Source organism: Promicromonospora umidemergens (assembly GCF_024171995.1).
Lineage (GTDB): Bacteria > Actinomycetota > Actinomycetes > Actinomycetales > Cellulomonadaceae > Promicromonospora > Promicromonospora umidemergens.
The window spans coordinates 17,985-33,200 of the sequence record NZ_JAMTCT010000016.1 but is presented as its reverse complement, the minus strand read 5'-3'; the positions used below and the strand labels follow the sequence as shown (position 1 = coordinate 33,200).

Genomic DNA, 15,216 nt, shown 5'->3' with positions numbered 1-15,216 from the left:
CAGGCGGCGTCGCAGAATGCGGTCCAAATCACGGAAGGCTGGCCCTGCCACGAAGGTCCGCCTCCACCATGCGATCTGGCATGCATTCTCGCGAGAAAGCATGCTGAACCGCATGGTCGAGGCGGACCTTTTCGCACGTCGGGGAGCAATCCGAATCCGCAGGTGAACGGCTCGGCCAGGGCGGTTGACCGCGCCGGCGGACGGGGCTAACCTCAAAATCTGACCAGATAGACGAATCTGGTCACCTGTTCACGAGAGCCCGACGGAGGCGACACATGAGCGCAGCCACCACCCGCAGGCACGGGACCACCCGACGGCGGATCGAGCGTGCCGAGCGGATCCTCGACGCCGCGAGCGAGCTCGTCCTGCGCTGGGGCTACGACAAGGTGACGATCGACGACGTCGCCCGCCGCGCCGGTGTCGCGAAGGGGACCATCTACCTGCACTGGAGCAGCCGGGAAGAGCTGTTCGCCGCGCTCCTGCGGTGGGACCGCGCGGACATGGTCAGCGCGGTGCGCCGCCAGCTCCGGGAGGATCCGGCCGCAGCGACCCTCCCGGGACTGTTCAGCCACCTTGCACGCGAGATCGACCGGCGCCCGCTGATCCAGGCGGCGCTGACTCAGGACTCCGAGGTGCTGGGCAAGCTCGTGCAACGCAGACGGACCAGCGGTACCGCCGGCGAGATCGTCGAGCCGTTCCAGAAGTACCTGGACCGGCTCCGTGAGCACGGGATGGCGCGTGCCGACCTGTCCGCACAGGACCACCTGACCCTCCTCGCCACCGTCCTGTACGGGTCGGTCGCGACCACGCGGATGCTGCCGCAGGCTTTTCGGGTCCCGGACGGGCGCCAGGGCGAGCTGCTCGACGACGCGTTCGAGCGTCTCCTCGTGACGGATCGGACGCCGTCGGCGGCGGCACTCGCCGCCTGCGCCACCGCGACCTACGAGTACGTCGACCGCGCCTACGAGATCGCGCGGGCCAAGCTGCGCGAGTCGCTCGGCGACGACCTCCGGCCGGAGAAGGACGAACCCCATGACCAGTGAGATCGATCAGCCGTTCGTGCTGGACCTCGCGGACCCGGCGGCGGTCCAGTTGGAGCTGACCGGAGGCAAGGGCTCGTCCCTGGCCCGGTTGGCAGCCGCGGGACTGCCGGTCCCCGGCGGCTTCCACGTCACCACGGGCGCGTACCGGGCGGCGGTCGTGGGCGCCCCGCAGCGCGCGATCATCGACGCGATGGGGACGGTGGCCCCGGACCGACCCGAGACCCACGAGGCCGCCGCGGCCCGCATCGCCGAGGTGTTCGCGGCCCTGGAGGTCCCGGCAGCGGTGGCCGACGCCGTCCGGGCCGGGTACTCGCGGCTGCGCACCGCAGGCGATCCGGCCGACTCGCCGGTCGCCGTGCGGTCCTCGGCCACCGCCGAGGACCTGCCCGGAATGTCGTTCGCCGGCCAGCAGGACTCCTTCCTCAACATCCGTGGCGCGGACGCCCTGCTGTGCGCCGTCCGGGACTGCTGGGGCTCCCTGTGGACGGCGCGTGCCATCGGCTACCGGGCCAGGCACGGCATCCCCGCCTCCGACGTGACCCTCGCCGTGGTGGTCCAGCACCTCGTCGACGCCGACGCCGCGGGCATCCTGTTCACGGTCGACCCGATGACAGGCTCCCGCGACCGGGTGCTCATCAACGCGGCGTGGGGCCTGGGGGAGGCCGTCGTCGGGGGGCAGGTCACGCCGGACACCTACCTGGTGGCCCGCGTCGGCGGCGCGGTCGACGCCGGCGTGAGCACCAAGGAGGTGCGGACCGTACGGACGGCTGACGGCACCCGGAACGAACCGGTGCCCACCGAGCTGCGGGACCGCCCGGCGCTCACCGAAGAGCAGGCAGCCCGGCTCGCGACGCTCGGGACCCGCATCGAGGAGCTGTACGCGGTCGCCATGGACGTCGAGTGGGCGCTGCGCGACGGGTCACCGTTCATCCTCCAGGCACGGCCCGTCACGGGCGCCGCCGGCCGACGTGCCGTCACCGAGGTCTGGAACGACAGCCTGCGCGGCGACTACCTGTGGACGAACGCCAACCTCGGCGAGGCGCTGCCGAGCGTGATGACGCCGCTGACCTGGTCGCTCGTGCAGATCTTCATGGCCAATGCCATGGCCTCGGCCGAGCTCGGACACCCGGTGTACGGCACCATCGGCGGCCGCTTCTACATGAACCTCAGTGTGACGGAGACGGTCGGCCGCGCCCTCGGCATGACCGAGATGTCGGACGCCGCGCAGCGCGAGGTCTTCGGTCAGCTCCCCGGCCACGTCGACATCCCCGTCATCCCCATCGGGCGCTGGGCGCTGATCAAGATGCTCGTCCCGGCGGTCCGGGCCAACCAGAAGGCGCTCGCCGCCGACCTGCGGGCCCTGCCGGGCTACCTGGCGACGGCCGAGGGGCGCGGCACCGAGCTGCGCGAGCGCGTCGCCCGTATCGACGACGTGGGGGAGCTGGCAGCCTTCTGGCGCGAGGAGCTCGCCCCGTACCTGGTGGAGAGCTCCCGGATGCTGCGCGGCGCCGGCAAGCAGGACGGCAACGCGTTGCTCAGGCTCCGCCGCGACCTGCGGGAGAAGCTCGGCGACGCCGATGCCGAGGCGCTGACGTCGGGTCTGTCCGCCGGGGGCCAGGGTCTCGCCAGCATGGGGCCGCTGGTCGGCCTGCGTGAGGTGGCCCGCGGCAACATCGACCGCGAGACCTACGTGCGCCGGTACGGGCATCGCAGCGCGGACGAGTTCGAGGTCTCGGAACCCCGCCCCGCCGAGCAGCCGGGCTGGCTGGACCGGCAGCTCGCCGGCCTGACCGCGACGGACGTCGACACCCTGCTGGCGCGGCAGGCCGAGGTCCGGGCTGCCGCATGGGCGCGCCTCGACGAGCGGTCACCGCGCAAGGCGGCGGCGCTGCGGCGTCGGCTCGCCCGCTGGTCCAGGACCGCGCGCGACCGCGAGAGCGCACGGTCCGAGGTGGTCCGTACGTTCTGGGCGCTCCGTACTTTCGCGCTGCGGGCCGGCGAGCTCACCGGGCTGGGCGACGACGTCATCTACCTGGACAGCGACGAGCTGGTCGGCGTGCTCGACGGAGCCGAGGTGCCGCGCGGGCGCATCGCGATCCGGCGCGCGACCTACGAGCAGTACCGCGACCTGCCCGCCTACCCGGCGGTGATCCGCGGCCGGTTCGACCCGGTCTGGTGGGCGTCGGACCCCGCGCGCCGTACCGACGTGTTCGACGAGCACGGCCTTGCGGTCGAGGCCGGCGACGAGGTCCGGGGCTTCCCGGGTGCGGCAGGAGTGGTCGAGGGCGTCGCACGGGTGGTCGGCACGGTGGACGACGGCGACGCGTTGCGGCCCGGCGAGGTGCTGGTCACCTCGGTCACCAACGTGGGCTGGACCCCGCTCTTCCCGCGCGCGGCCGCCGTCGTGACGGACGTGGGCGCACCGCTCTCGCACGCCGCGATCGTCGCTCGTGAGCTGGGCATCCCCGCGGTGGTGGGGTGCGGCAACGCGACGATGCGGTTGCGCACGGGCGACCTGCTCCGGGTCGACGGCGCGCACGGGACCGTGGAGATCCTGGAGCCGGCGGGCGCCGGGAACGGCTGAGCGCCCGGCGGCCCCGCCGTCAGAACACCGGCTTGCCGCCGGTCACACCGAGCACCGTCCCGGAGACGTACGACGCCGTCACGGGGGACGCGAGGAACACGAACGCCGGTGCTACCTCGGCGGGCTGCCCCGCACGGCCCAAGGGCGTGTCCGAGCCGAACGACGCGATCTTCTCCTCCGGCTGGGTGGCCGGCTGCAACGGCGTCCAGATCGGCCCGGGAGCCACGGCGTTCACCCGGATCCCACGCGGTCCCAGCTCAGCGGCGAGGTTCACCGTGACGTTGTTGATGGCAGCCTTCGTCGCCGCGTAGTCCAGCAGCGAGGTCGACGGCTGGTACGCCTGGATCGAGGAGTTGTTGATGACAGCAGCGCCCTCGCCGAGGTGCGAGAGCGCTGACTGGGTCACCCAGAACAGCGCGTACAGGTTGGTCTTGAGCACGCGGTCCAGCTCGTCGGTCGTGATGTCCTCGACGGAGCCTCTGCGCGCCATCTGATAGCCCGCGTTGTTCACCAGCACGTCGAGGCCGCCCAGCTCGCCCGCAGCCCGGTGGGCGACGCCGCGCGCGGTCGCCTCGTCCCGGAGGTCCCCGGGGAGCAGCGTGCACTTGCGGCCCGCCTTGCGGACCCACTCCGCCGTCGTCCTCGCGTCCTTCTCCTCCTCGGGGAGGTGCGAGATGGCGACGTCGGCCCCCTCGCGGGCGAACGCGATGGCCACCGCACGTCCGATGCCGGAATCACCACCGGTGACCAGGGCCTTGTAGCCGACGAGCTTCTCGCTGCCGACGTAGCTGGCCTCGCCATGGTCCGGAGTCGGGATCATCTGATCGGTCGATCCGGGCGGGTTCTGCTGCTGCGGTGGGAAGGGCTGGTTCTGGCTCATGCTGTCCTCCATCGTCGTATGACGTGTCCGACCCGCGTGGTGGCCTCTCCTCGACCCTGGAAAAACACGCTAGCCCGAGCGCTGACGTGTCGCACATCCCGTACTGTCGGAGCAGCGGTTCTGTGTCAGTCCTGGAAGGAGCCTCGTGACCTCCCCAACCACGCCTAGCGAGCCCCCGCTCGACGAAACGCTCGAGGAAGTGCTCGCCGGAGGCGCCCGACCGCCCGTCGGCCGGTATCGGCTCGACCTGGCGACGGGTGAGTGGGCATGGTCGGACGAGGTCTACGTGATGCATGGGTTCGACCCGGGACAGATCGTGCCGACCACGCCGCTCATGCTGTCCCACAAGCACCCGGACGACCGGGCGCGGGTGGACGGGCTCCTACGCCGTGCCGCCGAGACCGGGCAGCCGTTCAGCTCGGTGCACCGGATCCGCAACGCCCACGGGATGACGCGCACGCTGGCCGTCACGGGCCAGGGACGGCGCGACCCCGCGACCGGGAGAGTGACCGAGCTGTTCGGCTACTTCATCGACGTCACCGAGTCCCACCGGGAGGCGGCTGCGCGAGATGCGACGGCCTCGATCCAGGCGTCGGCGGAGCGACGGGCGGTGATCGAACAGGCCAAGGGCGTGCTCATGGTGGTCTACAGCACCGAAGAGGAGCCGGCGTTCGATCTGCTGCGGCAGGCCTCGAACCTGGCCAACGTCCCGGTCCGGGACATCGCCCAGACGCTCGTGCACCTGTTCTCCGGACCGGACGTGACGGCGTTCCCGACGCGTGAGGCGATCGACAAGTTCTTGGACAACCCTGTTGAATCGCCTGACGCCTGACGCCTGACGCCTGACGCCTGACCATCGAGCCGGACCGCCACGCGGCAACATGTCTCCGTGCGGTCGCGGTCCCGGCCCCGTTGGGCCCAAGATCAGCACGTGCGCATCGCCACGTTCAACGTCCAGCACGGCCTCGGCCCTGACGGTCACGTCGACAACCGCCGCCTGGCCCACGCGGTCGCGGCGCTCGACGCCGACGTGGTCGGGCTGCAGGAGGTCGACCGCGGGCAGGCACGGTCCGGGGGAGTGGACCAGGCACGGATCTGTGCCGAGGCCATGGGCGCGGCCGACCACCGGTTCCAGCCCGCGCTCGCCGGTCCGTTCCGCTACCCCGGCGTCCGACGGCGCGCCCGCCGGGGGGAACGGCCCGGTGCTCCCGGCTACGGCATAGCACTGCTCTCCCGCTATCCCGTGCGGAGCTGGCACACGGTGCTGCTGCCGCCCGCCACCCCGTGGGTCTGGGGCAGGGTCCAGCTCGGCACGGACGAGCCGCGCGTGGCGCTCGCGGCGCAGGTCGATGCGCCGTCGGGCCCGCTCACCATCGTGTGCACCCATCTCAGCGTCTACCGGTTCCCCGCTGCGACCCGGGTGACGGGCCTGGCTCGGCGGGCTGCGGGTTACCGCAGCGGCACGCCGGGGGAACGGCACGCGGAACGGCAGGTGGACCACCTGCGACGTCGGCTCGCGGGGCTACCCCGGCCACTGGTCCTGCTGGGCGACTTCAACCTGCGCGGTCCTGTGCCGGCCGACCGCACCGGATGGCACGCCCTCGCGACGGGGGACACCTTTCCCCGACACGACCCGCGGTTCCAGATCGACCACATCCTCCTGGACGGCGGCGCGGCACCCGACGCCGAGGGCCGAGCGGTCGACACCGGAGTCTCGGACCACCGGGCGCTGGTCGTGGACCTGAGGGCCGCCCCGCCAGAGAGATAGCGAGCTCTGGCCGTCAGGCGACGAAGATGCAGAACGTGTGACCCATGGGGTCTGCCAGGGCGTAGAGCGGCTCGTCCGGGTCGTCGGAGCGGTCGAGGCGCAGGGTCGCACCGAGTGTCACAGCGCGGTCCCGGGCTTCCGTGAGCGCGGCGATGTCGGGTGCCAACGCGTCAGGCTGCCTCGGCGTAGGCCCGGTGGGCAACGGCGACCGGCTGCGCGGCCGGCTGCGCGACGGCGACCGGTGCCGGCGCGTCCTGTGCGGCGTCCTCGACGACCGCCAGCACCGGCGCGTTCTGCGACCGGCGGAGCCGGCCGCGGAGCACGGTGAAGAGCGCGTTCGCGCCGATCACGATCACCACGGTGTTCGAGGCGGCGGACGGCCAGGCGCCATTGGCCCCGGCCACGGTCATCAGGATGGTCGCCGCCAGCACGTTGGTGCCCTGGAACGCGAGGGAATCGGCGCTCCAGCGACCGCGGCTGACCATGGCATACGCCACGATTCCGGCGAGTGCGCCGAACCAGCCGAGGACGGTGATGACCATCATGAGGGTCATGGCAATACTCCTGTGGAAAAAGACGGATCGAAACGATTCGAGGATGCGGGTGGAGACCAGGTCGGAATCCATGTGGGGGTGTGGGCTTCAGGTCGGGAGAGTTCGCTCCGACCGCCGCCAAGGTCAAGCATGAGCCAGAATCGCGTTCAGCACAATCGAATGTTTGTGACTCCGGCATGTAGCATTGCTACATGCCCACCGATCCGCGCAGACTCGCTTTTCTCCTCGCCGTGCACCGCGCCGGTGGAGTGCTCGCAGCGGCAGATCTACTGCATGTGACGCCCTCGGCGGTCTCGCAGCAGATCGCTCGTCTGGAGGCCGAAGAGGGCATCGATGTGCTGGACCGCGGTCCTCGCGGAGTGACTCTCACGCCGGCCGGCCGGGTGCTCGCCGACGCGGCCGAGAGCATCGAGGCGGAGCTGGTCCAGGCGCGTCAAGCCGTTGCCGCCCTGGGCGGTGAACTCACGGGGCGGGTTTCGGTCGGGTCGATCCAGACCGCCATCCGTACGGTCGTGGCGCCGATGCTCGTCTCGCTCGCCGAGCGGCACCCCCACATCGAGGTGGACGTGCAGGAGTACGACCCGCCGGAGGCGACCCGTCGCCTGCGTGCCGGCGACCTGGACGCGATAGTGCTGGAGCGCGACGTCGAGGTCGACGCCCCGGCTCCGCGCGGCGCGCACGACGTCCCGCTGCTCGACGAGCCGTGGCGCATCGTGGTCCCGACGAGCCTGCCCGAACCCGAACGCATCGACGACCTTGCCGGGCTCATGTGGGTGGGCCCGCAGGCCGGCTCGGCTGCGGCTCGCGCTGTCGGGCGCCTCGCCGCTCAGCTCGGCACGGCCTTCGACATGAGACACGCCTACAACGACTTCGACACCGCCATCTCGCTCGTCGCTGCCGGCCAGGGGATCGCGATGCTGCCCGCACTGGCTCTGCAGCAAGAGGTGCCCGAAGGTGTCGCCGTGGTCGCGCTGGCCGGTCTCGGCTCGCGGCGCATGGTGGTACGGCACCGCAAGAACCGGCACGAGCCCGGGCCGGCGGTGCGGGCGGTCGTGGACGAGATGGTCGCGGCGGCCCGCGACATCGACCTGGGCTAGTCGTCGTGCGGGGCTACATGGTGGTCGAGCATGCTCGTGAGATCGAGAGCTCGCGACACGAGTGGATGGCGGCGCTCGATGAGCTCTCCCAGTTCGCCGGTTACTACCCGGACGGGTACCTCGACGAGGTACGTGACGGATGGCCGGAGTGAGCCAAGGCATCGTCGTTGACGCCAATATCGTCATCGCCGTGGTCTTGTGGTGTACGGGGCGAAGCCGGCCTGAGCTTCCGGCGGCGCAGGGGGTTGCTTCAGGGCAGCGCACGCGCGGCTACGATGTGCGCATAACTGAAGATCTTCAACGGTCCCGGGTGTCGGCAGCTCGATCACCAGGACCGTGCCGCCATCAGCCGTGACGGGAGAGTCCGGCCGGGCGCGCACCACCGCCGTCGGCGGAGCGCCTCGGGAACACCGGCGCCGAAGGAGCAATTTCCTCCCCGGGAATCTCTCAGGCCCCCGTACCGTCACAGCGAGGCAACTCTGGAAAGCGAGCCGCCGCCGCTGTGCTCCGAGCCTGTCGAAGGGTCGGGCACCGGGTGCGGAGGCTCCACCGACGGTGCAAGTCGGCGCGTCCCGATCCTCTCCGGTCCTCCGGCAGGGTCACGGCGGACCGGCAAAACTCTCAGGTAGACGCACGCCCGCGAGCGGGCAGGGCGTCCGATGACAGAGCGGGGAGGGACCGCAGTCGTCCCCACGCCCTCGGACAGCCAGGAGCCCGCCGTGAGCACGCCCCACAATCCCGACGTCTTTGCCGACCGGCATCTCGGCCCGCGCGGCCGCGAGGTCAGCACCATGCTGGACCAGCTGGGCATCGACACCATGGACACCCTGGTCGACCGGGCGGTCCCGAAAGCGATCCGCAGCCAGGCGCCGCTGAACCTGCCGGCCGCCCGCACGGAGCCCGAGGTTCTCGCCCACCTGCGTGAGCTCGCGGGCAAGAACCAGGTCAAGACCCAGATGATCGGTCAGGGCTTCTACGGCACGCACACCCCCGCCGTCATCCGCCGCAACGTGCTCGAGTCGCCCGCCTGGTACACGGCCTACACGCCGTACCAGCCGGAGATCAGCCAGGGCCGGCTCGAGGCGCTCCTCAACTTCCAGACCGCCGTCGAGGACCTCACCGGGCTCGAGATCGCCAACGCCTCGCTGCTCGACGAGGCTAGCGCCGTCGCCGAGGCCGTCGCCCTGATGTGGCGCGGGTCGAAGGCGAAGGAGGGGTACGTCGTCCTGGACGCCGACCTGTTCGGGCAGTCGCTCGCCGTCGCGCGGGGCCGCGCCGAGGCGATCGGCCTCCCGGTGGTGGTGGCCGACCTCAGCGACGGCCTCCAGGCAGGCCTGCCTTCCGAGCTACCCGCCGGCCCCCTGGTCGGCCTCGTGGTGCAGCAGGCCGGTGCGTCGGGCCGGGTGATCGACGCGCGCGGTGTGATCGCGGAGGCCAAGGAAGCCGGCGCGCTCGTCACGGTGGCCACCGACCTGCTCGCCCTCACGCTCCTGGCCAGCCCGGGCGAGCTGGGCGCCGACATCTCGGTCGGCTCCGCGCAGCGGTTCGGCGTCCCCCTGTTCTACGGCGGTCCGCACGCCGCCTACATGGCGGTCAGGAAGGGCCTGGAGCGCCAGCTGCCCGGCCGCCTGGTCGGCGTCTCGATCGACGTCGACGGCGCCTCCGGCTACCGCCTGGCGCTGGCCACCCGCGAGCAGCACATCCGCCGTGAGAAGGCCACGAGCAACATCTGCACGGCCCAGGCCCTGCTGGCCATCGTGGCCAGCATGTACGCGGTCTACCACGGCCCGGAGGGCCTCAAGGCGATTGCCCAGCGCGTCCACCAGCACGCGGCAGACCTGGCCGGAGCCCTGACGACGGCGGGTGTCACGGTCGAGCACGACACCTTCTTCGACACGATCCGCCTGAACGTTCCCGGCAAGGCGAAGGAAGCAGCGGCCGCGGCAGCCGAGGCGGGCTACAACCTCTACGTCCCGGACGCCGACCACCTCCAGATCAGCCTCGACGAGACGACCACGCAGTCGGATATCGAGACGGTCGCCACCACCCTCCTCACCACCCTGGGTCTGGAGCCGAACGCAGAGGCGGGGAAGTCGGCGAACGCTCGCGCGGGAGTATCTGTTCCCGAAGTGGAGGGCGCCCTGGCGCCCGTGAACGCTCCCGCGCGAGCGTTCGCCGACTTCCCCGCCGGACTGAAGCGAGAAACGAACTACCTCACCCACCCGATCTTCCGCCAGCACCGCTCCGAGACCAGCATGCTCCGTTACCTGCGCAAGCTCTCCGACAAGGACCTCGCGCTGGACCGCACCATGATCCCGCTGGGCTCCTGCACCATGAAGCTCAACGCCACCGCCGAGATGGAAGCCATCTCCTGGCCCGGCTTCGCGGACATCCACCCGTACGCCCCCGTCGACCAGACGCAGGGCTACACGGAGCTGGTCACCGCGCTGGAGCGGCAGCTGGCCGAGATCACCGGCTACGCGGCAGTCTCCCTCCAGCCCAACGCGGGCAGCCAGGGTGAGTTCGCCGGCCTGCTCGCGATCAAGGGGTATCACGCGTCGCGCGGCGACGAGGGTCGGGACATCGTGCTGATCCCGGCGTCGGCGCACGGCACGAACGCGGCGTCGGCGGCGCTCGCGGGCCTGCGGGTCGTGGTGGTGGCGACGGCGGACGACGGCGAGATCCTGCTGGACGACCTGCGTGCCAAGCTCGAGAAGCACGGGCCGCAGGTCGCGGGGATCATGATCACCTACCCGTCCACGCACGGCGTGTACGAGGAGCACGTGCGCGAGGTCTGCGACCTGGTGCACGACGCCGGCGGCCAGGTCTACATCGACGGCGCGAACCTGAACGCGCTCGTGGGACTGGCGCGGCCGGGCGAGTTCGGCGGCGACGTCTCGCACCTGAACCTGCACAAGACGTTCTGCATCCCGCACGGTGGCGGCGGCCCGGGTGTTGGCCCGGTCGCCGTGGCCGAGCACCTCGTGCCGTTCCTGCCGGGCGACCCGACGCCGGGGGTCTCGACAGGCTCGACCAGCGGCGCCGACGGTGTGGCGGGCATCCCCGTGTCCTCCACGCGGTACGGCTCCGCCGGAATCCTCCCGATCTCGTACGCCTATGTCGCGCTCATGGGACCGGACGGGCTGACCGAGGCGACCAAGACCGCCGTCCTGACGGCGAACTACGTGGCCTCGCGCCTCGACCCGTACTTCCCCGTGCTGTACACCGGCCCGAACGGGCTGGTGGCGCACGAGTGCATCCTCGACCTCCGCAAGATCACCGCGGAGACGGGGGTGACCGCGGAGGACGTCTCGAAGCGGCTCATGGACTACGGCTTCCACGCGCCGACCCTCGCGTTCCCGGTGCCGGGCACACTCATGGTGGAGCCGACGGAGTCGGAGGACCTGGCGGAGCTCGACCGGTTCATCACCGCGATGATCGCCATCCGCGGCGAGATCGACGCCGTCGCCGCGGGCCGCTGGAGCGCCGAGGACTCGCCGCTGCGCGGGGCACCGCACACGGCGGCGTCCCTGATGACGGACAAGTGGGACAAGCCGTACCCGCGCGAGCTGGCCGCGTTCCCCGTCGCGTCGCTCCGTGCGAACAAGTACTGGCCGCCGGTGCGTCGCATCGACGGCGCCAAGGGCGACCGCAACCTGGTGTGCTCCTGCCCGCCGGTAGAGGCCTACGCCGAGTGACCCCATTGTGCTGTGAGCGCGACCGTTGCGCCCAAAACGGACAGATAGTCGCAAAGATCACGCTCACAACCAAGGAGAGCTTGTGACCGACAAGACGACCCCGCTTCACCTCGAGCACGTGGGGCTCGGCGCCTCGATGACGCCGTTCGGCGGCTGGCTCATGCCGCTGCGGTACACGTCCGACCTGGCCGAGCACCGAGCGGTGCGCGAGGCCGCCGGCCTGTTCGACCTGTCGCACATGGGCAACATCAAGGTGACCGGGCCCGGCGCCGCCGCGTTCCTCGACCACGCGCTCGTCGGGTACATCTCGAAGGTCCGCGAGATGGGCGCGCGCTACTCGATGATCTGCGCCGAGGACGGCAGCGTGCTGGACGACCTGATCGTCTACCGCCTCGCCGCCGAGGAGTACTCGGTCATCGCGAACGCCGCCAACGCGGAGCTCGTCCTCGGGAAGCTCCAGGAGCGCACTGCCGGCTTCGACGTGGTGCTCAAGGACGTCCAGGCCGGTCATGCACTGATCGCCGTGCAGGGTCCACGGGCCGCCGAGATCATGCGTGCCACCACCGGCCTCGTGGAGGACGCCGAGATCTCGGGCGGCACCGCGTTCGCCGACCTCAAGTACTACGCCTGCCTGCGCATGCGCTTCGAGGGCGAGCCCGTGCTGGTGGGCCGCACCGGCTACACGGGCGAGGACGGCTTCGAGATCTGGGTCCCGGCGGAGCAGGCCGTCGCGCTGTGGCGCGCCCTGCTCGCGGCCGGTGCGCCGCTGGGCCTCGTCCCGGCGGGCCTCTCGGCGCGCGACTCGCTGCGTCTCGAGGCCGGCATGCCCCTCTACGGGCACGAGCTCGACACCACGACCACGCCCTTCGAGGCGGGGATGGGGCGCGTGGTGCGCCTCGACAAGGTGTCGGACGACGGCACGCCGCTCCCCTTCGTCGGCCGGGACGCCCTGGCCGCACGCAAGACCTCACCGCCCGCGCGGGTGCTCGTGGGCCTGCGCGGCGAGGGCCGACGCCCCGCGCGCGCGGACTACGAGGTCGTGCGTCGGGGTACCGGCACCGAACCGGGAACGGTCGTCGGCCGGGTGACCTCTGGCGCGCCGTCGCCCACGCTCGGGTACCCGATCGCGATGGCATACGTGACACCCGAGGTGTCGGCGGAGGGCTCGGAGCTCGCGGTCGACGTCCGCGGGCGGGCCGAACCATTCGTGGTGGTGCCCATGCCGTTCTACCGTCGTCCTCAGAACTGAACGAACGGCGGCTCGACCGCCGGTACCCCCGACCCGAATCGTGCAAGGAGCTGTCATGGCCGACTTTCCCGAGAACCTCAAGTACACCACCGAGCACGAATGGCTCGAGGAGTCCACACCCGCCGTCATCGGGGTGACCGACGTCGCGGCCGAAGCGCTCGGTGACGTGGTCTACCTCGAGCTCCCCGACGTCGGCGCTACCGTCGAGGCGGGCGCCGTGGTGGGCGAGATCGAGTCCACCAAGTCCGTCTCCGAGCTGTACACCCCGGTGAGCGGCACCATCACCGAGGTGAACTCCGAGGCGGTGGACAACCCGGAGATCGTGAACCAGGACCCGTACGGCAAGGGCTGGCTCTTCAAGGTCGAGGTCACCGGCGCGGGTGAGCTGCTCACCGCGGCCCAGTACGCGGCGCACACCGGGAGCTGACCGCTCCGGACCTTCCAAGCCGGACGTCGAACCGCCCCTCAGGTCTCCTTTGTACCCATCTGGGGGGCGGTTTGATCTCGGTAAGGTAACAGTCGAAGAGTTCGCCCAGAACCGCGTCATGAACTCCGTGCGGAGCGCTTTACCTCGTAGCAGCAACCGTAGGCCGGAACCCCAGAACCGGCCGCTGTGTGGAGGAAACCGATCATGACTGTGATGACCCTTGACCACCGTGTGCCCAGCCTCACCCGCCGTGAGCGGGTAATCCTGGCGAACCTCACCGAGGACGCCACGCTCGAGCAGATTGCTCGTCGCCTGTATGTCACCCGTAACACGGTGAAGACACAGGTCCGTAGTGTCTACCGCAAGCTCGGCGTGTCCTCGCGTGCGGAGGCGATTGCCAAGGCGAACGAGTTCCAGATCGCTGACTGACACACTCACAGGTCCACGACGACGGCGCCCATCCCCAGAGGTGCCGTCGTCGTCCTGTGTCGGTCCACGGCTTTCCGGTGCCGGGTGAAAGACTGCTCGCCATGCAGGAGACCCTCATCGACGTGGTCGCCGCCGCGATCGTGGACGACCTGGACCACCCCACCCGGCTGCTCGCCGCCCGCCGCTCGGCCCCGGCGGCGCTCGCCGGTCGCTGGGAGTTCCCGGGCGGCAAGGTGGAGGCGGGCGAGGAACATCTGGCAGCGCTGCGTCGTGAGCTCGTCGAAGAGCTGGGCGTGACGGTGGCCGTCGGTGCCGAGCTACCAGGGCCCGACGGCGGCGCGTGGCCGATCACCACCAAGCACCGGATGCGCGTGTGGTTCACGCGGCTGCAGCAGGGCCCGCCCGAACCGCTGGAGGACCACGACGAGCTGCGCTGGCTGACGGCGGCCGAGCTGGACGACGTCCCGTGGCTGGACGGTGACGTCCAGATCGTGGCCGCCCTCGCCGGACACCTCGCTCCGAGGTAGAGAACCCGAGCGGGACAGGACGTGTCAGTGCACGCCGGCCGAGACGCCCCTGCGGTTGCGGGCCGCGGCGACGCGGTGCCCGAGGGGCACGAACGCGCCGTCCATCAGTACGGGCACCACGTCGGTGGCGTCCACCTCGGTGGCGATCGTGACGTCGTCGGCGAACCCGGAGTCGAGCAGCTCGCGACCGCTCGCGGTGCCGCCCACCGTGTCCATGGTGTCGTTGGTGCCCTTCCAGAGGGTGACGGTCGCGGCGGTCTCGGGCGAGATGCTGACCCGGGGCAGCATCGCGGTGAGCCGCGTCGCGATGGCTCCGACGCCGAGGTAGTCCTCGAGCGCGGGGCGCAGCGTGTCGTCGGGCCACCGCTCGCCGACGGGGACGAGCACGACGTCGTGCGTGTCGGACGCGTCCAGGTGTGCCGCCGCGAGGCCGGCCACGGCCTTCGCGTTGCGCAGGCTGCCCGCGACGATGAGGGCACCCCGGTTGGCGATGGTGTGGCAGATCTGGGCCGCGCTGGGCGACGGGATGACGAGACGCTCGGCGTCGAGGTCCTGCAGCGACGCGGGGGAGATGCTGATGCCGTCCTCCCACCGCGGGCCGGCGAGGGCTGCGCGCATCGTGCGCGCGAGCCGGGCAGCCCCGGCGGGGTCGTGGTACGGGAACGGATACACGCCGGCGCCCTGCTCGCACGCGACGGTGACCGTGGTGGAGAAGGTGAGCACGTCCACGACGACCACGAGCGACGAGCGCGCATCCGTAGCGGTCAGGGCGAGGGCGCCGGAGATACCCCAGTCCGTGCGCACACGGGCGGGTCGCTGGTCGAAGGCGGGGGACGTGTTTGCCACGAACGCATCGTAGTGTCACCAGAACTCGCCCATGTTTCGCGCTCAGCGAACACCATTACGGTTCCTTCACTATTCACACCCCCGCCGCCGGGTCATAACCTCGCCGCGCAACGC

Annotated in this window: 15 protein-coding genes and 1 riboswitch; of the genes, 11 read left to right on the top strand and 4 right to left on the bottom strand. The window is 71.0% G+C overall.

Features of this window, described 5'->3' with window-relative positions; translation table 11 throughout:
• The first annotated feature begins 275 nt into the window (after positions 1 to 275).
• Both APR04_RS21305 and APR04_RS21300 read left to right on the top strand, forming a co-directional pair.
• Positions 276 to 1,043, top strand: coding sequence for a TetR/AcrR family transcriptional regulator (locus tag APR04_RS21305; protein ID WP_253874035.1), 768 nt, complete (start codon positions 276 to 278; stop codon positions 1,041 to 1,043).
• Positions 1,033 to 3,627, top strand: a complete 2,595-nt coding sequence (locus APR04_RS21300; protein WP_253874033.1) for a PEP/pyruvate-binding domain-containing protein — start codon at positions 1,033 to 1,035, stop codon at positions 3,625 to 3,627. The genes APR04_RS21305 and APR04_RS21300 overlap by 11 nt, the downstream gene beginning before the upstream one ends.
• 19 nt (positions 3,628 to 3,646) lie before the next feature.
• On the opposite strand, the gene APR04_RS21295 is transcribed toward APR04_RS21300, so the two are convergent.
• Positions 3,647 to 4,507 carry an SDR family oxidoreductase gene (locus APR04_RS21295; protein WP_253874031.1) on the bottom strand — a complete coding sequence of 287 codons (861 nt, stop codon included), beginning with the start codon at positions 4,505 to 4,507 and terminating at the stop codon, positions 3,647 to 3,649.
• A gap of 145 nt (positions 4,508 to 4,652) precedes the next feature.
• On the opposite strand from APR04_RS21295, the gene APR04_RS21290 reads away from it, so the two are divergent.
• Both APR04_RS21290 and APR04_RS21285 read left to right on the top strand, forming a co-directional pair.
• A complete protein-coding gene (locus tag APR04_RS21290; RefSeq protein ID WP_253874029.1) occupies positions 4,653 to 5,339 on the top strand; it encodes a PAS and ANTAR domain-containing protein in 687 nt (228 codons plus the stop codon).
• Positions 5,340 to 5,438: 99 nt separating this feature from the next.
• Positions 5,439 to 6,275, top strand: coding sequence for an endonuclease/exonuclease/phosphatase family protein (locus APR04_RS21285; RefSeq protein WP_253874027.1), 837 nt, complete (start codon positions 5,439 to 5,441; stop codon positions 6,273 to 6,275).
• Between the two features lie 13 nt (positions 6,276 to 6,288).
• On the opposite strand, the gene APR04_RS21280 is transcribed toward APR04_RS21285, so the two are convergent.
• Positions 6,289 to 6,441, bottom strand: coding sequence for a VOC family protein (locus tag APR04_RS21280; RefSeq protein ID WP_372496153.1), 153 nt, complete (start codon positions 6,439 to 6,441; stop codon positions 6,289 to 6,291).
• A gap of 4 nt (positions 6,442 to 6,445) precedes the next feature.
• Complete coding sequence (locus tag APR04_RS21275; RefSeq protein WP_253874025.1) at positions 6,446 to 6,901, bottom strand: CBU_0592 family membrane protein; 456 nt, start codon at positions 6,899 to 6,901, stop codon at positions 6,446 to 6,448.
• 119 nt (positions 6,902 to 7,020) lie between these two features.
• On the opposite strand from APR04_RS21275, the gene APR04_RS21270 reads away from it, so the two are divergent.
• The 7 genes from APR04_RS21270 to APR04_RS21240 all read left to right on the top strand — a co-directional run bounded on the left by APR04_RS21270 (position 7,021) and on the right by APR04_RS21240 (position 14,256).
• On the top strand, positions 7,021 to 7,926 hold the full coding sequence (locus APR04_RS21270) for a LysR family transcriptional regulator (protein WP_253874023.1): 906 nt from the start codon (positions 7,021 to 7,023) through the stop codon (positions 7,924 to 7,926).
• 5 nt (positions 7,927 to 7,931) lie between these two features.
• Positions 7,932 to 8,078: a hypothetical protein gene (locus APR04_RS21265; RefSeq protein ID WP_253874021.1), complete on the top strand. Its 147-nt coding sequence runs from the start codon at positions 7,932 to 7,934 to the stop codon at positions 8,076 to 8,078.
• A 193-nt stretch (positions 8,079 to 8,271) separates the two neighbouring features.
• Positions 8,272 to 8,399, top strand: a riboswitch (glycine riboswitch).
• A gap of 186 nt (positions 8,400 to 8,585) precedes the next feature.
• Positions 8,586 to 11,624, top strand: a complete 3,039-nt coding sequence (gene gcvP, locus APR04_RS21260) for an aminomethyl-transferring glycine dehydrogenase (protein ID WP_301312803.1) — start codon at positions 8,586 to 8,588, stop codon at positions 11,622 to 11,624.
• Between the two features lie 82 nt (positions 11,625 to 11,706).
• Positions 11,707 to 12,873, top strand: a complete 1,167-nt coding sequence (gcvT, locus tag APR04_RS21255; RefSeq protein WP_308292381.1) for a glycine cleavage system aminomethyltransferase GcvT — start codon at positions 11,707 to 11,709, stop codon at positions 12,871 to 12,873.
• A 55-nt stretch (positions 12,874 to 12,928) separates the two neighbouring features.
• Positions 12,929 to 13,300 carry a glycine cleavage system protein GcvH gene (gene gcvH / locus APR04_RS21250; RefSeq protein WP_253874017.1) on the top strand — a complete coding sequence of 124 codons (372 nt, stop codon included), beginning with the start codon at positions 12,929 to 12,931 and terminating at the stop codon, positions 13,298 to 13,300.
• A 213-nt stretch (positions 13,301 to 13,513) separates the two neighbouring features.
• Entirely contained in the window at positions 13,514 to 13,729 is a 216-nt protein-coding gene (locus tag APR04_RS21245; protein ID WP_372496152.1) for a LuxR C-terminal-related transcriptional regulator, read from the top strand.
• Positions 13,730 to 13,830: 101 nt separating this feature from the next.
• Entirely contained in the window at positions 13,831 to 14,256 is a 426-nt protein-coding gene (locus APR04_RS21240; protein ID WP_253874013.1) for a (deoxy)nucleoside triphosphate pyrophosphohydrolase, read from the top strand.
• Positions 14,257 to 14,280: 24 nt separating this feature from the next.
• Here the strand turns inward: APR04_RS21240 and APR04_RS21235 are convergent, their stop codons facing one another.
• Positions 14,281 to 15,102, bottom strand: a complete 822-nt coding sequence (locus APR04_RS21235; RefSeq protein WP_253874010.1) for a 2-phosphosulfolactate phosphatase — start codon at positions 15,100 to 15,102, stop codon at positions 14,281 to 14,283.
• Positions 15,103 to 15,216 lie beyond the last annotated feature (114 nt).